This is a genomic window from Methylobacterium sp. 190mf (assembly GCF_900107945.1).
In the GTDB taxonomy this organism is placed as follows: domain Bacteria; phylum Pseudomonadota; class Alphaproteobacteria; order Rhizobiales; family Beijerinckiaceae; genus Methylobacterium.
Window position 1 is genome coordinate 1 of the sequence record NZ_FNVI01000002.1, and the last position, 19641, is coordinate 19641.

The 19641-nt window shown below is 72.3% G+C and carries 17 protein-coding genes; 4 read left to right on the plus strand and 13 right to left on the minus strand.

What is annotated here, in order from left to right; all coding sequences use genetic code 11:
• Positions 1–574: IS630 family transposase (locus C4T42_RS02550; RefSeq protein ID WP_107491587.1), on the plus strand; the 574-nt coding region annotated here is incomplete at its 5' end.
• A 201-nt stretch (positions 575–775) separates the two neighbouring features.
• On the opposite strand, the gene C4T42_RS02555 is transcribed toward C4T42_RS02550, so the two are convergent.
• The 10 genes from C4T42_RS02555 to C4T42_RS02605 all read right to left on the minus strand — a co-directional run bounded on the left by C4T42_RS02555 (position 776) and on the right by C4T42_RS02605 (position 10597).
• Positions 776–964, minus strand: coding sequence for a hypothetical protein (locus C4T42_RS02555; protein WP_020091625.1), 189 nt, complete (start codon positions 962–964; stop codon positions 776–778).
• 344 nt (positions 965–1308) lie between these two features.
• On the minus strand, positions 1309–2997 hold the full coding sequence (locus C4T42_RS02565) for an MCP four helix bundle domain-containing protein (protein WP_026604698.1): 1689 nt from the start codon (positions 2995–2997) through the stop codon (positions 1309–1311).
• A 227-nt stretch (positions 2998–3224) separates the two neighbouring features.
• Positions 3225–3722, minus strand: coding sequence for a DUF3617 family protein (locus C4T42_RS02570; protein ID WP_026604697.1), 498 nt, complete (start codon positions 3720–3722; stop codon positions 3225–3227).
• Between the two features lie 212 nt (positions 3723–3934).
• Positions 3935–5203 carry an MSMEG_0569 family flavin-dependent oxidoreductase gene (locus tag C4T42_RS02575; RefSeq protein WP_020091621.1) on the minus strand — a complete coding sequence of 423 codons (1269 nt, stop codon included), beginning with the start codon at positions 5201–5203 and terminating at the stop codon, positions 3935–3937.
• The gene (locus C4T42_RS02580) at positions 5200–6381 is read right to left on the minus strand and encodes an MSMEG_0565 family glycosyltransferase (protein WP_020091620.1); all 1182 of its coding nucleotides are present in this window, start codon (positions 6379–6381) and stop codon (positions 5200–5202) included. The genes C4T42_RS02575 and C4T42_RS02580 overlap by 4 nt, the downstream gene beginning before the upstream one ends.
• Positions 6378–7373, minus strand: a complete 996-nt coding sequence (locus C4T42_RS02585) for a sll0787 family AIR synthase-like protein (protein WP_020091619.1) — start codon at positions 7371–7373, stop codon at positions 6378–6380. The genes C4T42_RS02580 and C4T42_RS02585 overlap by 4 nt, the downstream gene beginning before the upstream one ends.
• Entirely contained in the window at positions 7370–7915 is a 546-nt protein-coding gene (locus C4T42_RS02590) for an MSMEG_0567/Sll0786 family nitrogen starvation N-acetyltransferase (RefSeq protein ID WP_026604696.1), read from the minus strand. Before C4T42_RS02590 ends, C4T42_RS02585 begins: the two co-directional genes overlap by 4 nt.
• On the minus strand, positions 7912–9015 hold the full coding sequence (locus C4T42_RS02595; protein WP_020091617.1) for an MSMEG_0568 family radical SAM protein: 1104 nt from the start codon (positions 9013–9015) through the stop codon (positions 7912–7914). The genes C4T42_RS02590 and C4T42_RS02595 overlap by 4 nt, the downstream gene beginning before the upstream one ends.
• Positions 8969–10045, minus strand: a complete 1077-nt coding sequence (locus C4T42_RS02600) for a Nit6803 family nitrilase (RefSeq protein ID WP_020091616.1) — start codon at positions 10043–10045, stop codon at positions 8969–8971. The genes C4T42_RS02595 and C4T42_RS02600 overlap by 47 nt, the downstream gene beginning before the upstream one ends.
• Positions 10046–10114: 69 nt before the next feature.
• Positions 10115–10597, minus strand: coding sequence for an MSMEG_0572/Sll0783 family nitrogen starvation response protein (locus C4T42_RS02605; protein WP_020091615.1), 483 nt, complete (start codon positions 10595–10597; stop codon positions 10115–10117).
• Between the two features lie 359 nt (positions 10598–10956).
• On the opposite strand from C4T42_RS02605, the gene C4T42_RS02610 reads away from it, so the two are divergent.
• The 3 genes from C4T42_RS02610 (at position 10957) to C4T42_RS02620 (ending at position 15311) form a co-directional block, all read left to right on the plus strand.
• Positions 10957–12396 (plus strand): PLP-dependent aminotransferase family protein, encoded by a 1440-nt coding sequence (locus C4T42_RS02610; RefSeq protein ID WP_020091614.1) that lies wholly within the window; start codon positions 10957–10959, stop codon positions 12394–12396.
• A 440-nt stretch (positions 12397–12836) separates the two neighbouring features.
• On the plus strand, positions 12837–14321 hold the full coding sequence (locus C4T42_RS02615; RefSeq protein ID WP_020091613.1) for a PAS domain-containing methyl-accepting chemotaxis protein: 1485 nt from the start codon (positions 12837–12839) through the stop codon (positions 14319–14321).
• 171 nt (positions 14322–14492) lie between these two features.
• Positions 14493–15311: a hypothetical protein gene (locus C4T42_RS02620; RefSeq protein ID WP_020091612.1), complete on the plus strand. Its 819-nt coding sequence runs from the start codon at positions 14493–14495 to the stop codon at positions 15309–15311.
• Positions 15312–15363: 52 nt separating this feature from the next.
• Here C4T42_RS02620 and C4T42_RS02625 read toward each other — a convergent pair whose 3' ends face one another.
• The 3 genes from C4T42_RS02625 to C4T42_RS02635 all read right to left on the minus strand — a co-directional run bounded on the left by C4T42_RS02625 (position 15364) and on the right by C4T42_RS02635 (position 19632).
• Entirely contained in the window at positions 15364–16077 is a 714-nt protein-coding gene (locus C4T42_RS02625; RefSeq protein WP_234081050.1) for a hypothetical protein, read from the minus strand.
• 88 nt (positions 16078–16165) lie between these two features.
• The gene (locus C4T42_RS02630; RefSeq protein WP_026604695.1) at positions 16166–17950 is read right to left on the minus strand and encodes a glycosyltransferase; all 1785 of its coding nucleotides are present in this window, start codon (positions 17948–17950) and stop codon (positions 16166–16168) included.
• Positions 17950–19632 (minus strand): hypothetical protein, encoded by a 1683-nt coding sequence (locus C4T42_RS02635; RefSeq protein WP_244603158.1) that lies wholly within the window; start codon positions 19630–19632, stop codon positions 17950–17952. The genes C4T42_RS02630 and C4T42_RS02635 overlap by 1 nt, the downstream gene beginning before the upstream one ends.
• Positions 19633–19641: the final 9 nt, after the last annotated feature.

The following is a 19641-nucleotide window of genomic DNA, read 5'->3' on the forward strand; positions in this document are numbered from 1 at the left end:
GCCGGACGTGAAGGCCGCCCGGGAAGCGTGGTTTGAGAGCCAGCCCGATCTCGACCCGGACCGGCTGGTGTTCCTCGACGAGACGTGGACCGCCACCAACATGGCCCGCACCCGCGGGCGCTGTCCCCGCGGCCAGCGGCTGCGCTCCCCCGTCCCGCACGGTCATTGGAAGACCACGACCCTGGTGGCGGGCCTGCGCCTGTCCGGGATCGCCGCGCCGTTCGTGCTCGACGGGCCGATCAACCGCGACGCCTTCCAAGTCTACGTCGATCAGGTCCTGGTGCCCGAACTCGCACCCGGGGACATCGTGATCATGGACAATCTCGGCAGCCACAAAGGCCCGGCCGTGCGCGCGGCGATCGAGGCGGCAGGCGCGCGGCTCCTGTTCCTTCCGCCCTACTCGCCGGACTTCAATCCGATCGAGATGGCGTTCTCGAAGTTGAAGGCGGGGCTGCGCAAGGCCGCCGAGCGCACGCGCGAAGGGCTCTGGACTACAATCGGGCGGCTCGTCGATGCCGTCACGCCCGACGAGGCTGCAAACTTCTTCGTCGCGGCAGGATACGACCCCGATTAAACCGAAACTGCTCTAGAGCCGTTCCCGAACGGGGCAGGTGCGGACGGGGACGCTCGCCTAGCCGCCGCTGTTCGTTACGCGGGTCCGTTGCCTCTGTGGCGGAGGCCACACGTCTCTGCGGCCCGACCGGGGAACCCGGTCATCCGGACCGTCGCGACACCTCCGGGGTCGGCACCGGCGACGGCCGGGCATCCCGGGCAGTCAAGTCCGGATCGGCGAGGGACTTGTCTCGGATTGGCCGGTGGTTGCGCCGGTCGGCGGATCGCCGGACGGGTCGGCGATCAGCGGTACGGCGGCGCCGAAGCCGAGAGCCGCCTCGACGAGGATATCGTCGAGCGCGTCCGCGACCCACACGGCGCCGTCGAGGACGGATGTCAGGATTCGAGTCATCTGCACCTCCCTCCCGCATCCCGGGTCGCCGCCGCCGGACGGCGGCGACCCGGGATGCGGTCTTCAACCGGTTCGCACCCGCCGTCTCAGACGAAGTGCATCGGGAGGGCACGGTCCAGGATCTCGACGTAGGTCCCGGCGAGAACCGCGACGGTGGCGGCGGCGACGGCCGTGGCGAGGGCGAAGCGGGCAACGAGGGTCATGGAAGTCTCCATCAGGTCCGCGACTGTGTTCGCGGTGTAACCCTGATGTAAGCTCAAGCTTTCCCCGCCGAGGTGCTGCGGCACACCCCGGCGATGAACTGGCCGGAGCGGCCTATATCGCCGGGCTCCTCAGTCGGCGCGTCAGGCGGCGCGCACGGTCGCGAGGAACCGACCGACCTCGGCGGACAGGTGCTCGGACTGGCGTGACAGCTCCGAGGCCGCGCCGAGAACCTGGCTCGCCGCCGCGCCGGTCTCCTCCGCGGCGCCGGCCACGCCGGCGATGTTGCTGGTCACCTCGCCGGTGCCCTGCGCGGCCTGGGTGACGTTGCGGACGATCTCCTGCGTCGCCGCGCCCTGCTCCTCGACGGCGGCCGCGATCGAGGTGGCGACGCTGTTGATCTCGCGGATGCGCCCGGTGATCGTCCCGATGGCGGAGACCGCCTGACCGGTCACGCCCTGGATCCGGCCGATCTGACTGGAGATCTCCCCGGTCGCGCGGGCGGTCTGTTCCGCCAGCGCCTTCACCTCGGAGGCGACGACCGCGAAGCCGCGGCCCGCCGCGCCCGCGCGGGCGGCCTCGATCGTGGCGTTCAGCGCCAGGAGGTTGGTCTGACCGGCGATCGAGGAGATCAGGCCCACCACGTCGCCGATCTTGGCGACGGCGCCGCTGAGTTCCTGCACGAGGGCGCCGGTCTCGTCCGCCTCGCCGGCGGCGGAGCGGGCCAGCTCGGCCGAACCCTGGACCTGGCGCCCGATCTCCTGGACGGAGGCGCCGAGTTCCTCGGCGGCGGCCGCGACGGTGCTGACGTTCGAGGCAGCCTCCTCGGCGGCGGCCGCGACCGCCCCCGACTGCGCCGAGGTCTGGCCTGCCATGGCCGACATGGAGCCGGCGGTGGCCTGCAGCTCGGTCGCGGAGGCCGAGACCTGCCCGACGATGCCGCCGACCGCCGCCTCGAAGCTGTCGGCCATCTGGCGCATGCCGATCCGGCGCTGCTCCTCGGCGGCGAGGCGCGCCTGCGCGGTCTCGGCCTCCAGCGCCTTCATCTGGATAAGGCCCTGCTTGAACACCGCGACGGCCGACGCGATGGTGCCAATCTCGGTCTTCTCGCCCTGATGCGGGATCTCGGCCGACAGGTCGCCGGCGATCAGCGCCTGCATCGGCCGCACCACAGCGGCGATGCCGCGGGTGACGCCGAGGACGATGATCACGCCCGACAGAACGGAGACCGCCACGGCGAGAGCGATCGCGACGAGGCTCACCGTCCAGGTCTCGTTGAAGACAGCGGTGCCCTGGGCCTGCGCGGCATCGGCGCCGGCGTTGTTAATGGCGATCAGCTTCTCGAGGGCCTTGGAGGCGGCGCGGCGCGGGATGAGGCCCTTCGTCTCGTAGAGCTGATAGGCCTCGGTCTTCTTCCCGGCCCGCGACAGGTCGACGACGTCGTTGCGCACCGCCTTGAAGGTCTGAGATTCGTGGTTGAACGCGTCGAAGAGCGACCGCTCTTCGGGTGAGCTGAGCAGGCCCTTGTAGACCGCGACCCGGTCGGCCAGCTTCCTGTCGAAGCTGTCCATATCCTTCTCGATGCTGGCGAGCAGCGCCGGATCGGTCGCCTGCGTGTGCCGCAGGAGAAGGCCGCTGCTGCGGGCGGTCAGCGTGTCGATCTCGCCCAGCGCCCGGATGCTCGGCAGCCAGTTCGTATCGATCTCAACCGCCTGCTCGCGCAATTTGCGCGTACTCACGAGCCCGAGCACGCCGAGCCCGATCACGAAAACGGTCAGGACCGAGAAGGCCACGACCAGCTTTGTACGAATGGAGACACTCTGTAGCGACACGGCGGCCTCGACGGAGCCGAATAGAACAATTCTGCGGCTGCACGACGCACGATTAGCGAAATGTATTTAATATCCGCTAATCAGACCTTCCCCTGACTCGCGGGCTGTCGCTCGCCGTCTCACGGAGGGATGCCGGTTTCGCGGCTTGGATCTCCGCGGCGGCGCCCGCGCGGACGCGGGGCGGCACCCGACGGGCTCGCCCGCGCCCGAGGCGCCTGCCGGTGTGCCTATCTGGCCGCCGGTTGGGGCATCTTCACGATCTTGCCGTCGGGCAGGATGATGTCGCCCGGGCTCTGTCCGGCCGCGCAGGGACCGATGTAGGTGGCGTCGATCACCATCTGGCGTCGCACGGGCTCCTTGGCGTTCGGCATGCCGGTCAGCGTCGTATCCACCTCCATGTGGATCTTGCTGTTGAAGTCGCCGCTGATCTCGGTCGTGCCCGCGGCCGAGATCGGGCCGAGCTTGCACTCGGTCTCGCCCTTGTAGCCGGTGCTCGTCTTGACGATGGTGCGCTTCGCGCAGTTCTGGCCGCCCCCGAACGCGGCCTGCGCGATCTGATCGGTCTTCTCGTCGATGCATTGACGCGCGGTCGTGTTGCCGTCGGGCGACGTGGTCTTGCTCTCCCACAGGCCGGCCTTGCGTGCCGGCAACGTCTCGGCGGAGGCCACACTGGTCATCGCGGACAGAATCGCCGCAATCCCGATACCGACGGTACGTGCTCGCATGGATGATCCCTGGCTCTGACGCGACTCAGGCGCCGCAACGGGGCGTGGCTAACCGATGCGATACAGGCGAACAAGTCGATCCTGGACCAGCGTTCGCTCCGGAACACTGGAGGGGATCGGCACTTCGGCCGCGGATACCCGGCTTGAGCGGTCCGAATGCCGGGATGACCGAGGGGAGGTTTCGCCCGGGTTTGACCGGATGATGATCCGACTCACACCGCCCGCTTCAGGCCGACCGCACCGGCGCCGAGACGCGCCTCGATCACCTGCACGATGTACTCGGCGTCGCGGCCGACCGCGCCGAAGCGGCCCGAGCCCCACGTGTTCAGCCAGGGCAGGCCGATGAAGGAGATGCCCGCCTCGGCCGTGACGCCGCGCCTGTGCTTCGGCTGGCCGGCGCCGTTGAACACGGACGCGTCGAGCCACCGGAAATCCGGCGCGAAGCCGATGCACCAGACCACGCTGGCGATGCCGGACCCTTCGAGGGGGAGCGCGGTGACCGGCTCGCCCGGCTCCCAGACCGGCGCGTAGCGCGCCTGGACCGGCGCCGCGATGCCGGCCGCGTCGATATGGGCATCGATGGCCGCGTTGATGCCGTTGTAGGTCCGGTCGGCCTGGTCGAGCGCGGGCCGGAGGTTGTCCCGGAAGCGGAGCGCGCCCGCCGCGTAGTCCTCGAGGACGCCGTAGAGCGCCATGCCCTCCAGGGCGAAGCGGCGCAGGTCGATATCCCGGCCGCCGTCGCGACCGGTCACGTAGTGGTTGGTGTTGTCCCGGACACCGTCGCGCAGCGGGTGATCGTCGACGGTCTTCTCGTAGTAGCCCATGTCGGCGAGCCACGCGACGACGTCGCGGCCGCGGTAGAAGCGGGCGCAGCGGGGTGCGTCGCCCACGGCGAGATGTACCTGCCGTCCGGCGAGATGCAGGTCCTCGGCGATCTGCGCGCCGGACTGCCCCGAGCCGACGACCAGGACCGCGCCGTCGGGCAGCTGCGCCGGGTTCCGGTACTGATTCGAGTGGATCTGGGTGATCGCGGGCGGCAGCTTCTCGGCCATGCGCGGGACGATCGGCGTGTGGTAGCCGCCGGAGGCCACCACGATCTCGTCCGCGGTGTAGTCGCCCTCCGAGGTCCGGACCGCGAACACGCCGTCGTCGCGCCGCGCCACGCGCGTGACCGCCACGCCCTCGCGGAGCGGCGGCCTCACCTTGGCGACGAAGGCCTTCAGGTAGGCGACGATCTCGTCCTTCCTCATAAACCCGTCCGGGTCCGGCCCGTCGTAGGGGTGGCCCGGCAGGTCGCACTGCCAGTTCGGGGTGACGAGGCAGAACGTGTCCCAGCGCTGCGTCGCCCAGGTGTGCGCGGCCGTGTGCTTCTCGAAGACGAGGTGCGCGATGCCGCGCTGCTTCAGGTGGTAGCTGACCGAGAGGCCGGCCTGGCCGCCGCCGACGACGGCGACGGGAACGTGACGGGTCGTTGTCGTCATGGCTGCAACTCCGTGAAGGCTGCCGCGCCGCGGGCGCAGGCGGCGTAGGCGTCGCGGTGACGCGTCGCGCAGGCGCGCCAGGAATGGGCGGCCGCGCGCTCCAGCCCCGCCGCCCGCAGGCGGGCGCGGGTCCGCGGTTCCAGCGCCGCCGCCATGGCGGCGGCGATGCTGGCGGGGTCGGCGGGGTCGACGAACAGCGCGTCGGCCGGCGTCAGGTACTCGGTGAAGGGCGGCCGGTCGGAGACGATCGCCGGCGTTCCGCAGGCCATGGCCTCCAGCACGCAGAGGCCGAACCCCTCGGTCCAGGACGGGAAGGCCAGCAGGTCCGCGGCCCGGTAGAGCGCCGGCATGTCGGCCTGCGCGACGGGCCCCGTCTCGATGACGGCCGCGCCGCGGCCCACCTCCAGACCCGCGGCGACGAGGGCCGCGCGGCAGCGTTCGCGGTAGCCGGCGTGGTCGAGGAGCGAGGCTCCGCCCGCGACGACGAGCTGGGCATGCGGGTGGCGCGTCCGCAGGCGCGCGAACCCCGCGATGATGCCGAGGCTGTTCTTGCGCTCCTCGAGGCCGCCGACGCTGAGGACGATCGGCCCCGCGCCGAGCCCCCAGCGCGCCCGCAGAGCCGCGTCGCCCTCCGCGGCCGCGGGGCGATAGACCGACAGGTCGACCCCGTTGCCGACGATCCCGGCCTCGGCGCCGATCGCGTCCCGAATCCAGTCGGCCCACAAGCGGCTGACGCAGAGCAGCCGGCCCGCCTCGCGGATCGCGCGGTCCTGCCAGCCCGCGAGGACGGGGTCGGCGAAGCTGTCGACGTGGTGGACGGTCCGGACGAAGCCCGGGATCAGGCGCCGGTGCTTCAGGGTCGCGAGGGCGTTGCCGCCGATGCCGTCATGGGCGTGGAACACGTCGAAATCGCGGGCCGCCGGGCTCGCGAAGTGGCGCAGGTAGTCGTGGATGCGGGTTCGTACGAGGTCGGTCGTCCCGCCCGCGACCGGCTCGGCGGCGACCGCCACGGTCGCGCAGGACGCGTCTCGGAAGAACCCGCGGACGGACGGGTCGGGCGCGTGGACCACCGCCGCGTGACCGAGTTCGCACAGGGCCTCGGCGAGGGCGAGGCAGTGGGCGACGCCGCCGCGCGGGTTGGTGGAGTGGGTCAGGAGGGCGACGCGCAGCGGCTTCACGGCGTCGCCCCCAGGCCGTCCCTGCCGCAGCCGATCAGTGGGCCGGCGGCGAAGTCCCACACGATGGCCTCGGCGCCCGAGGCGTCCCGCACCCGGACGGCCCGGCCGGCGTCGAGGCTCCCGATCCGGGCCGCCGCGATGCCGCGCTCGGCGAAGCGCGCGGTGACGGCCGCCGTGCGGTCGGGGCGGACGCTGACGAGGTAGCCGAAGCTCGGGAACGCCGTCAGCCAGCGCGTGAGCGGGACGTGGTCGGGCCGCGGGATCGCGTCGAGGTCGATGACGCCGCCGACGGCGGAGCATTCGAGCAGCATCAGGGCCGTACCGACGACCCCCGCCATGCTGATGTCCTTGGCGGCGCCGGCCAGGCCGTCCTCGGCGAGGCCCGGCAGCAGGGCGAGATCGCCGCGCAGCCGCGCGCCCGGCGCGCCGGTGGAGGCGTCCCAGTAGGGGTGCGGGTCGCGGAAACGCCCGCGCAGGTCGATGGCGGCGACGAGGTCGTCGCCGGGCGAGGCGTCGAAGCTCGTCAGCAGGCGCGGTCCCGCACGGCCGAGCACCGCGACCGCGAGGTTGCCGGCGGCCGCGCGGGTGTTGGTGTGGCCGCCGACCACCGGGACGCCGTAGAGCGCGGCGGCGTCGGACAGGCCGGCCAGGATCGGGTCGGCGGTCCCGGCCTCCCGGGCCCAGAGGGCGTCGACGACGGCGAGCGGGCGCCCGCCCATGGCGGCGACGTCGCTCAGGTTGACCATGATCCCGCAATAGCCCGCGAAGTACGGATCGTCGGCCACGAAGCTGTCGAGGAAGCCCTCGATGGCCAGCAGCAGGTGCCCGTCGCCGTCGGGGATCGCCGCGCAATCGTCGCCGACCGGCACGGCCGCGTGCCGGCTCCCGAGCCCGAGCCGCCGCACCACCGCGTCGATGTCGCGCTTGTGGCCGACCCCGCGGGCCTCGCGGATCTGGCGGGCCAGCGCCCGGACGTCGATCCCGGCGGTCACGCGGCCCTGCGGAAGGTGAGGAGGCCCTGCTCGGGATCGTGCATCGGCGGGTAGGCCGCGAGGTCCGCCTCCATCAGGCGGTGGGGCCGCCCGTGCAGGTCCAGCGCGTCGAGGCTCTCCCAGTGCAGGGCCTCGAACAGCGCGACGTTGCCCTCCTGGACGTGCGCGAGGAAGCGGGTGCAGCCCCGCGCGTGGGCCGAGGACACCGCGACCCGGATCAGGCCGGTGCCGAGGGCGGCGGCGCTGCGGAACGGTTTGGCGACGGCGAGGCGCGAGCCCCACCACGTTCCCGGGCGCGCGCCGTCTTCGTGGATCCGCACGGTGCCGACGACGGCGTCCGCGTCGCCGCCGAGCGTCGAGAGGGCGCAGACCGGGATGGCGTGCGCGTCGATCGCGTCGCGATCGTCCGCACTGAAGATCCCCTGCTCCGCGCAGAAGACCTGCCGCCGCAGGGCCGCGCAGGCGCGCCGCTCCCAGGGCGCGACCGCGAACTTCACCCGGAAGTGGCTGGGCCGGTACGGCGGAACGGGGTCGAACATCAGGCCGCCTCCCCCGCGCGCTCGTAGGTGGAGAGCGCCGAGCAGGCGCCGCACCGGCCGCAGCCGGCCTTGATGTCGGTGGAGCGCAGGTTCGCCCGCCCCAGCATCTCCGCGAGCGGCTTCAGGACGGCGTGCATGAAGTCGTGCCCGGGGGCCGGATGGCTCTCCAGCGGCGTGCCGGAGATCGGCACGAAGGGCACCACGAACGGGTAGACGCCCATCCCGATCAGCCGGTCGGCCATCGCGAGGATCGCCTCCGGCGCGTCGCCGAGGCCGGCGAGGATGTAGGTGGAGACCTGGCCGCGCCCGAAGACCGGGACAGCGGCCGCGAAGGCGTCGTAGTACCGCTCCAGCGGCACGCCCGCCTTGCCGGGCATGATCCGCGCCCGCACCTCGGGCGTGACGGCCTCGAGATGCATGCCCAGCGCGTCGATGCCTGAGGCCTTCATCCGCTCGAACCAGCGGTCGTCGTCGGGCGGCTCGCACTGGGCCTGGATCGGCAGGTCGACGGCCGCCTTCACCGCGAAGGCGCTCTCGCACAGGATCGCGGCGCCGCGGTCGGTGGCGTTCGGCGTGCCGGTGGTCATGACCATGTGCTTCACGCCGTCGAGCAGCACGGCGGCGCGGGCGACCTCGGCGAGCTGCTCGGGCGTCTTGCGGGCCACCGTGCGGCCGGCCGCCAGAGACTGGCCGATCGAGCAGAACTGGCAGGTCTTCGCGCGGCTCTGGTAGCGGATGCAGGTCTGCAGCACCGTGGTGGCCAGCACGTCGCGCCCGTGCAGGACGGCGATCTTCGCGTAGGGCACGCCGTCGAAGGTGGAGAGGGCGTAGAAGCGCGGGCGGCCCGGGAAGGTGACGTGGCCGACCACGACGCCCGCGTGCTCGATCACCGCGATCCCGTCCGCGTCCGGCGGGCGCACGAGGAAGGGCGAGTCGAAGGCGGCCTCGGTGTGGACCGGCACCATCACGGTGCGGCCCGCGATGGTCATCGCCTTGTGGTCCGAGGGGCCGGCGCCGCCGCGGCGGCTCGGCGCGCCGGCGCGGCTGTCGGCGAGCCTAACGCCGCAGGATTGCAACGCGTTGATCAGGCGCTCCGTCGGCATCCCGATCAGGCCCGTCGGGGCCGGCGGGGATATGGGACGGCGCGTCGGAAGCGGGCTGCTGCTCATGGTCGGGGCTCCGGGGGGCGGTCTGCGAACGGGCCGGCCGCTGCACGAAGGCGGCCGGGCGGTCGTCGTGGAGCAGGCTGAGGAGTTCCGGCCGCGCGTAGTGGCCGACCGAGTCCATCATCCGCTTGCGCTTGGTCACCAGCGCGAGATCCATGTCGGCGATCAGGATGCCCTCGCCCGGTCCCAGGGGATCGGCGAGGTGCTTGCCCTCGGGCGACACGATGGCGGTGCAGTTCCCGCCGCGGCAGGCGCCGCGCAGGCGCTCGTCCGGGCAGACCTGCGCGACCTGCGCGTCGGTGAGCCAGCCGGTGGCGTTGACCACGAAGCAGGCCGCCTCCAGGGCGTGGTGGCGGATCGTCACCTCCATCTGGTCGGCGAAGATCTGGCCGACGAGGGAGCCCGGGAACTGCGCGGCGTGGATCTCCTCGTGGCCCACCATCAGGGCGTAGCGGGCGAGCGGGTTGTAGTGCTCCCAGCAGGCGAGCGCCCCAACGCGGCCGACCGCCGTCTCCACCACGGCGAGGCCGGCGCCGTCGCCCTGCCCCCAGATCATGCGCTCGTGGTAGGTCGGCGTGATCTTCCGGCGCTTGAGCTTCAGGGCGCCGTCCGCGTCGAAGATCAGCTGCGCGTTGTAGAGCGATCCGTGGTCGCGCTCGTTGACCCCGACCACGATCACGGCCCCGTGGCGCCGCGCGGCCGCGGAGACCGCCTGCGTCGCCGGACCCGGCACGGCGACCGCGCGCTCGTAGAGGCGCAGGTGCTCGGGCCCCTGGAGCGCGGGCGGGAGAACGAACGAGAAGTACGGATAGTAGGGCACGAAGGTCTCGGGGAAGACCATGAAGCGCGCGCCCTTGGCGGCGGCCTCGTCGACGGCGTTGAGCACGCGCTCCAGGGTGCCGTCCGGGCGGTCGAGGTCCGGCGCGATCTGGATCGCGGCAGCCCGCACGATCCGGGTCTCTGACATGGGTGGTCCTCCGGCTGAGCCAGCGGCTGCGCGCGTCGCGCGCGGCCGCCGGGGGCGTTGGCGCGGCCGTCAGACGGTCCAGGTGTCGATGATCACCGCGTTGTCGCGCTTGTGCAGGAGGATGCAGTCGAGCACGTCGAGGGGGTTGATCATACGAATACCCTCGATGAAGGCCGCCTCGCTGTGCCCGTACAGCGCCTGTGTCGAGAAGCGGCAGGCGTAGACCTTGCCGCCCTCGGCCATGAACTTCTCGAGCTGGTTGTTGAAGTTGAGATGGCCCGGGAACGCCTCGTCGCCGAGCCGGGGGAACCCGCGCTGGACCCCGAGGGTGATGCCGGGGCCGTAGAGCAGGATCGAGGTCTCGAAGCCCTTGCGCTGCAGGCGGGTGGCCTGGAGCAGGTTGACGAGGCCGATCGAGCCCTCGAACGCCACGGTGTGGAAGGTGACGAGGGCCTTCTGGCCGGGTTCGGCCTTCACGTCCTCGAAGACCTTCTCCTCGTAGTCGACCAGGACGTCGCCCTTCTTGTGCGGCTCGCGGTTCACGGCAGGCATTGCTCACGCTCCTCGATGGTCTGACCGGCGGCAGGGGGGGCTGCGCACGTTCAGACAGTCGGATGGCAAGCCATGTGCCAGATCGGAGCCGTCAGGAATGCATTCAATAACGCGCCCTGCGATGCATACAATGATACGATCAATTGAGCGAAGTCGATCCGCTCGGTTCTACTCGACGACGCACAATTCATCATCAGGATTTGCGCACGTCGTCGCCAGATGACGCGCGCTTCGGCGACGAGTATTGTACGCATTGCACGCATCGGTCGCGCCGTGATAGGCCGTCACGCGCCCGGTACGGCGCTTGCAAGCCATACAATCGATCATTGATCGGTTTTCAGGTCGCGGGTGCTGGACGGATGAAGGCTGGCGGGCGGGGAGGACGGTCGGTCGACCGGGGCGACGCGGCCGGTATCTGGACGCCGGACCTCAGGCGCTGGGGCAAGCCCCATTACCTAGCCATCGCGGACGCGCTGGCGGACGACATCCGGACCGGCCACCTGCTTCCGGGCACGCGCCTGCCGACCCAGCGCGCGCTCGCCGCCACGCTCGACCTCAACTTCACGACCGTGTCCCGCGGCTACGTCGAGGCCCACAGGCGCGGCCTGATCGAGGGCCGGGTCGGTCGGGGCACCTTCGTGGTCGACCCGGCGGACGCCGCCCGCACCGCTGGGCCAGCCCTTCCCCGGCGGCCGGGACCGGTCGACTTCACCATGAACCTGCCCCCGGAACCCGACCTGCCCGGCCTGCGGGCCCGCATGCGGTCGTCCTTCGCGGAGCTCTCGGGCGATCTCGCCGACCTCCTGCGCTACCAGGGCTTCGGCGGGACGGAGGCGGACAAGGAGGCCGCGCTGCGCTGGCTCGCGGGTCGCGGGATCGCGGCGGCGCGCGAGCGCCTGCTGATCTGCCCCGGCGCGCACAGCGCCCTGTCCAGCATCCTGGGACAGGTCGCGCAGGCGGGCGACACGATCTGCGCCGAGCGAATCACCTATCCGGGTATCCGGACCCTCGCGGCGCACCGGGGCCTGCGCCTCGTCGGCCTCCCGATGGACCGCCACGGGCTCGACCCCGACGCCTTCGCGGCCGCCTGCACGCGGGGAGCGCCGAAGGCCCTCTACCTCAATCCGCTGCTGCAGAACCCGACCACCGCGACCCTGTCCCGTGCCCGGCGCGAAGCCGTCATCGCGACGGCCCGCCGCTACGCGGTCACCATCATCGAGGACGACGCCTACGCGCGCATCTGCCCGGCACCGCCGCCGAGCTTCGCCGAACTGGCGCCCGAGATCACCTACTACGTGGCGGGCGTCGCGAAGTGCCTGGGCGCCGGCCTTCGCCTCGCCTTCCTGATTGCCCCGAACGCGCGGGCCGCCCTGCCCCTCGGCGACGCCCTGCGCGCTGCCACCGTGATGGCGTCGCCGATCTCGACCGCGCTGACGACGCGCTGGATCACGGACGGGACGGCGGACGCCATCGTGGATTTCGTCCGCGCCGAGTCGGCCGCGCGCCAGAGCCTCGCGGCCGCGCTGCTGCCCTCCGAGGCCTACGTCGCGGACCCGCACGCCTTCCATGTCTGGATCACCCTGCCGGCGGGATGGACGCGCTCGGCCTTCGCCAGCCATGGCCGCGCGGCGGGTCTCGGGGTGGTCGGCAGCGACCCCTTCTGCGTCGCGGGGACGCCGCCCGAGGCCGTCCGCCTCTGCCTCGGCGGCCCTTCGACCCGGCAGCAGATCGCCCACGGGCTGGAGAGGCTGGCCCACGCCCTGGACGGCTCGCCGGCGCTGGCCTCGACCTACATCTGACGGAGCCGGCCGCGTCCCTTCGACCGGGCGTTAGGTCGGTCGAATCGTGTCGTTGCGTGGCATCCAGCCGCATCGCGCCGCGGCGCGCCGATCCGGCGGCGAAGACCAGAAATCCTATTCTCCGTAAGCATATGAACTTCCGTGCAACCTGAGATCATGACGGCGCCGGATCTCGGTGTCGAAATCCGTACCCTCGATTGTATTTTCCACGAGCACTGAGATCGAAGATTGCGTAAAAATTTACTGCTCTGGTAGTTTTGAACTATCCCAGACCTTCTAAATCTCGAACTATTGTGCCGTTCAGATTTAAGTCATCGTTCACGATTGTGCGCAATCATTATGCGAGGCCGTCATGCCGTGACAGTAAATCAGCGGCAGATCCCAAGCAGAACCGCGTGTTTGCACTCGGGATCCCGGCAATGACAAGAAGGGATGGGATCATGCTCGGCGCCCTGCGCGGTCGTGAAGGTCTGGCGGAGAAATTCGATGCCCTCGACCGCTCACAGGCCGTCATCGAGTTCGAGCCGGACGGCACCATCATCACGGCCAACGCCAATTTCCTGACGATGATGGGCTACGCCCTGCCCGACATCCGGGGCCAGCGTCACGCCCTGTTCGTGGAGGCGGCGCATCGGGAGACACCCGCGTACCACGCCTTCTGGGACGCCCTGCGGCAGGGCACCTGCCAAGTGGCCGAGTTCAAGCGGATCGCCCAGGGCGGCCGCCACGTTTGGGTGCAGGCGAGCTACAACCCGGTGCTCGACCGCGCGGGCCGCGTCGTGAAGGTCGTCAAGTTCGCGTCCGACATCACGGCGCAGAAGCTGCTGATGCTCGACTACGCCGGTCAGATCGCGGCGCTGCACCGGTCGCAGGCGGTGATCGCCTTCGATCCGGCCGGCACGATCCTAGACGCCAACGGCAACTTCCTCGAGACGATGGGCTATCGCCTGGAGGAGATCCGGGGCCAGCACCACGGCGTGTTCGTGGACCCGGCCGAGCGGTCGTCCGCCGGCTACCGCGCGTTTTGGGAGGGCCTGGGCCGGGGCGAGTTCAAGGGCGGCGAGTTCCGCCGCATCGCCAAGGGCGGCCGCGACGTCTGGATCCAGGCGACCTACAACCCGATCCTCGATGCCAGCGGATGCGTCCTGAAGGTGGTCAAGTTCGCCGCCGACATCACCGCGCAGGTCCAGGAGCGCCACCGGCGCGTCGCGGCGCAGCGGGCGATCGGCGTCGACCTCGACGCGATCGGCACCGCCGTCGAGGGCGCCAGCCGCCGGACCGCGGAGGCCGTCGACCTCGCCGGGCGGGTTTCCGGCGACATCCAGAGCGTGGCCTCCGGCGCCGAGGAACTGTCGGCCTCGGTGGGCGAGATCAGCCAGCAGGTCAGCCACGCGGCGCGGATGGCCGGCGAGGCCGTCGAGCAGGCCCGGCACACCAGCACGATCGTCGAGGGCCTGAGCGGGCAGGCGGCGCAGATCGGCGACGTCGTGACCATGATCCAGGGCATCGCGGCCCAGACCAACCTGCTCGCGCTCAACGCCACGATCGAGGCGGCCCGGGCGGGCCTCGCCGGCAAGGGCTTCGCGGTCGTGGCCTCGGAGGTGAAGGCGCTCGCCGAGCAGACCGCCAAGGCCACGGATCAGATCCGCGACCAGATCACCACGACGCAGGCCACCACGCGCGAGGCGGTGTCGGCGATCGGCTCGATCCAGGGCACGATCCGGGCGCTCGACGAGATCTCGGCGGCGATCGCGGCGGCCGTCGAGGAGCAGTCGGCGGTGACCCAGGAGATCTCCGGCAGCATGCACACGGCCTCCCGCGGGGTCGGGACCATCGCGGGCGGCATGGCGGCGATCGCGCGGGCCAACGAGCAGGTCGACGCGGCCACCCGCCAGGTCCGGGAAGCCGCGCGCGCCGTCGGCTGAGGTCGCCCGCCCCGGTTCCGGGCGCGCACCGGCGCTCGCGGGTCGCCGCGACCGGTTTCAGACGGGCGGAATCGCCAGCCGGCCGCTTTGGCCCGGACAGGCCGCCCATGATAGCGAGGGCGCGGCTCCGATGCCGGCCCGGGTCGGCGGCGCGACGCGCGGGAAACGACCTTGGCGGCGATTTGGCTGACGGCCCTGATCCGGGCGCTGACCTCAGGGACCGTGGTGGTGCTCGCCTCCGTCCTGGCCGAATGGCTGGGACCGGTCTGGGGCGCGCTCGTCGTCAGCCTGCCGGTCTCCGCGGGGCCGGCCTACGTGTTCATGGCGATGGAGCACGACGCCGCCTTCGTGGCCGGGGCGGCCCTGAACGGCTTCGCGGCGAACGCCGCGACGGGCCTGTTCCTGATCGTCTACGCCCACCGGGCTGCCGGCCGGGACATGACCGCCACCCTCGGGCCGGCGATCCTCGCGTGGCTCGCGGCGGCCCTGCCGGTCTCGGCACTCACCTGGACGCCGACGACGGCGTTCCTGCTGAACGCCCTGGTCTACGGGGCCGGCGCGCTCTCGACCCGGCACGTCGTGCGCGCGACCCTCGTGCGGAGCACCGTCGTCGCGCGGCCGCGCCCGCTGGATCTGCTGATCCGCGCGAGCGCCGTCGCGCTGTTCGTCGCGGCCCTCCTGGCGCTGAGTACGGCGCTGGGCCCCGCCAGGACCGGGGTCATCGCCGCCTTCCCGGTCACGATGACGAGCGCCTTCGTCATCCTCCATCGCCGCATCGGCGGGGCGGCGATGGCGCGGCTGGCGAGCGTCGCGATCCGCGGGGTGTTCGGCTTCGGCCTGACCTTGCTGACACTCCACCTGATGATCCAGCCCTACGGTGCCGCGCTCGCGCTGACGGTCGCGCTCCTCGTCTCGCTGATCTACTCGGCGGGTCTCCTCGTGGTGCAGCCCCGTCCCGGTCGGCAGGAGCCCGGCATCGTCACGCGCTGAGGCGCGCCGTCCGACCGCGACCTCGTCGCCAGGGCGCAGCCAACGAAGCGCCTCAGAAGCCATCGTCCTCCCGCTGCAGGGCCCGCTTGCGCCAGGCCGTGAGCAGGCTGGCGAGCGCGTCGGGATCCAGCCCGTAGCTGTCCGGCAGACCCGCGTTGCGCCCGATCAGGTGCCGGTTCATCGCCCCGAGGCGCGTCGCGCCGGCGTTCGCGTCATCGAAGGTCACGAGGCGTTGTCCCGAACCCGGCATGGAGACCGGCTCGAACACGCTCACGTCACGCCACCGGACGTGCCGCGCGCGGCCCAGCTGCACGACGGTGAAGCCCGTCTCGTCGAGGTGCAGCGCCGAGCCGCGGATCGCCGTCAGGATGAGGAAGGGGACGCCGCCGAGGAAGAGCGCGACGCCCGGCCAGAGCAGCAGTTGCATCGCCGTGGAGGGCGCCTCGTGCAGCACCATCCAGAGCGTGACGCCGCCGAAGCCGGCGGCCATCAGGGCCAAGAACAGGAGTTTCCGCACCGAGGCGCGCAGGATCACGGGGCCGGGGAACTGCGCCGCCAGCGACCCCGCCGACCGGCTCTCGGATTCGAGCAGGTCCGGCCGCAGCTGCCACACGGCGACGGCCGCGCACACGCCGAAGAACACCGTCGTCGTGACGCCGCCATCCGCGCCGGTGGCGATCATCCCGAGGCCGGCGGCGACGAAGAGGAGGCTGATGCCGAGCAGCAGGACGTTCCGGCCACGGTCGCCGCGCGCGAGTTTCAACACGATCGCCCCGCCCTCCCGCGACGCCGATGGCCGGTGTGGCCACCCGCTTCCGAGACGCGACCATACAGGCCGCGCCGCGAGGCGGCGATCACGCGCGCCGCGCCGTGTGGCCGCTCTCGCCCAGCATCGCCAGCACCTGCGCGGCCCCCTCCTCCGGCGCGATGCGGGACGTGTCGAGGAGCGGCACCCGCAACTCCTCCGCGAGCGCCCGATAGCCGGCGATCCGGGCCTCGGTCATGTGCTCCGACGGGTTCGGGACGCCGCGCGCGACCATGCGGGCGATGGTGGTGGGACGGTCGGCCCAGCACATGACGGTGAACGGGCGCGGCTCCCAGCCCGGACGAAAGGCCGGCGAGAGGAGCTGCGAGGCGGTGAACCAGTGCCGGTCGAACACGACCGGTCCCGGCGGGGCGTTGGCGATCGCCGCCGCCACGGCCGCGTGCGCCACGTCGTCGGCCAGCACGTGCTGCCCCGTCCGGGCGAGGTGGACCAGGATGGCGCCGACCGGACCGCTGAACGGGTTGAGCACCGTGGCGCCGAGCGCCTCGGCGACGTGCCGCGCGATACTCGACTTGCCGGAGCCGTCGAGCCCGTCGACCGCGAGCGCGATCCGCGAGGCCTGGGCGGCCTTCTGCTGGGCCCGCGTCAGGTTCGAGGGGTAGATGCGGCCCTCGCGACGGCCGTGCTCGAGGTAGTGCAGCTGCCCCTGCCACGCGTGCTCGAACAGCGCCGCGAGGTCGGCGTGCAGCCGGATATAGCCGAGGGCGTCGAAATCCTCCGGCAGGGGCCCGTCCCGGCTCGCGAGGTCGGCGAGGCGCAGCGCGGTCTCGCGCGGCGGGCCGGACGGGCGCACCGCATCGGTCCGGCCCGCCCGCAGCGCGATCGCCTCCGCGACGACGGCGAGCAGACCGTCCGCGTAGGTGTCCCAGTCGAGCGCCCGGATCCGCGCCCGTCCCGCCTCGGCCCGGGACGCGGCGCCGGCCGGATCGGTCGCGATCCTGTCCACGGCCTCCGCGATGGCCGCGCCCAGCGCCGCGTCCGGACCGTCCGGCACCACCAGGGCCGTGACGCCGTCCTCGGCGAAAGCCAGCGTGCCGTGCACGGTCGAGACGAGCGGCGTGCCGCAGGCCATCGCTTCCGCAGCCGGGTTGCACCAGCCGGCATGCGCCTCCGCGCTGCAGAACGCGTCGAGCCCGTGATACCACGCGGGCAGGTCGGACTCGGGCAGCGGCCCGTGCACGACGAGGCGGCCCGACGCCACCAGATCGGCGCGCGCGCCCACCAGCCCCCAGTCCGGCCGTCCGAACCAGTGCAGGGCCCACGCGTCACCGAGCTTGTCGAGCGCCGCGAGCTGCGCGGCGGGGCGCTTGTTGGCGATGCCGCCGAGCCGGCGCCGCGCGCCGCGCGCGGGCGGCGAGACGGGCGGCGCGAACAGCCCGCTATCGACCGCACCGACGAGGCGCCGCCACGGCAGGCCGAGGGCCTGGAGGGCGGCGTCGTCCCAGTGGTCGTTGTTCGCCACGACGAGGTCGGGCGCGAGGGTCCGCGTGACGCGCGCGTAGGCGTCGCGCCGCACCGGCGCGTTGAGGAGGTGCTGGATCCGGGCGCCGAAGTTCGGGGCCCGGAGGTCCACGAATCCCTCGATCGTGGCATCCGGGAAGCCGCCGCCGGGCACCATGACGGCGTCCCAGCTCGCGCGCGCGGCGTCCTCGCGGTGCAGGACTGGCAGCCGCGTCTCGAACCCGTCCTCGCCGGTGCCCAGAGTCAGGTACGCGAACGCGTGACCGCGACGCGCGAGCACCCGCCCGACCCGCTCGAACCGGAGCAGGCCGCCCGTCAGCGCCAGGTGGTCACAGGCGACGAGCAGCCGCATCACGGGGTTCCTCTGATGAGACGCAGGAGGCGAAGGGACAGGCCGCTGCCGTCACCGGCTGAAGCGCGGCGGGCGTCGAGGGTGTCCTGGAGGTGGTCGCGCGCGCGGTGCATCTCGGCCGCGTAGGCGATCACGCGGTCGGTGCGGCGGACGCTTTCGCGCGCGGCGGCCTCGTGCGCGGCGGCGTCGGCGGCGCGCGCGGCGCGCAGGGCCGCGTTCTCCTCGAGCAGCCGCGCGATCTCCGCGGAGGCCTCCGCGAGCGCAGCGCGCGGATCCGCGTCGATCCGGGTCTCTTCGCCGACCGGCAGGCGCGTCGCCGCCGCCCAGTCCAGGCCGCGCTCCGTCACCCGGTCGCTGACGATCGTCTGGAAACGGCTTTCCCGGGCCAGCCGGTCGGCGAGCTGCGCATCGTCCAGAGCCAGCCCGAGTCGCGGCAGCAGGGCGCGCAGGGCATCCAGAAGGGTCAGCGTGGACAGCCCGCCGGGACGCCAGTCTCGCGCATCGGTCAGCGCGTTGACCAAGCCCCGCACGGCGAGGTGGCCAGCGTCCAGAGGGACCCCGAGCTCCCATTCCAGGTCTATGAACGTGCCGTCGGCGCCCGAGACGAGATTCTTCGGGATGGCGTCGAGGGCCGGTCCCGGGAGGATCGTCTGGGTCTCGAGCAACGCTCCCGCCGCGAAGCGGCGCGAGACGGCTTGAAGCCACGTTCCGGCCCAGGCGGCGACGGCGTCCGGGCACCAGCCTTCCCGCGCCAGCCGCGCCTCGAGAACTTCAGACCAGAGGGAGCCCGGCACGTAGGTCTCCGACGGCAACAGGTTCGTGACGCCTCGAACCGCGGCGGGAAGGTCGGGATACGCGCGCGCGCGGCGCACCGCGATCTGCGACCCGGCCTCCGCGAAGGTCACCAGCCGCTCGAATTCCGGCCGGCGGCGCAAACCCGCGTGGATCGCCAGCCGGTCGTCCGGCGGCAGCGGCTCCGCCGATGCCGCGATCACGAAGGCGGGCGCCAGATCGCCGATGAGCCCCTGCTCCGCCACCGTCGCCCAGGCGCGCCGCGGCGAGAACAGCGCGCCCGCGCGGGCTGCCGGATCCGGCCCGGCCGCGCCGATCGCGAGCAGTCCGGGATCGAACCCGCCCGGCCGCGCGAGGCCCCGCTCGGCGATGAAGCTCACGGGCTCCTCCCGCCCCGGGAACGGGAACCACCATTCCTGATAGGCCAGGCCGCGGGCCTGCAGGGACCGTTTCAGGCCTGCCCGCGTGGGCAGCCGGAGGCCGTCCGACCTGAGGCGTCCCTCGAGGCTCGGGAAGCCGCGCTGCCCCACCGTCTCGGAGCCCGCAGCGAGTCCGTGGAGCGAGAGGGCGTTGTCGATGACGAGGATCAGCCGCCCGCCGGGCCGCAGCCGTTCCTGGGCCCAGGCGATCGTCGCGTCGAGCGCGTCCCGGCCCCCGTCGTCGCGACACGACAGCAGCCCCGTCAGCACGACGCCATCGAAGAGGGTGGAAGCCGGCAGGTCGGCGCCATCCGCCGTGGTGACGAGGGTGGCGTCGGAAGCCCAGCGCGCGCGGCTCCCCGCGTCGGGCTTCGGGCCCAGCAGCAGGAGCGTGCCGGTCAACCACGGCAGGAAGGGGCGCAACGCCTCGGCGCAGGGCTCGCGCGGCGGGTGCGGCGCGCCTATTGCCACTTCATCCCG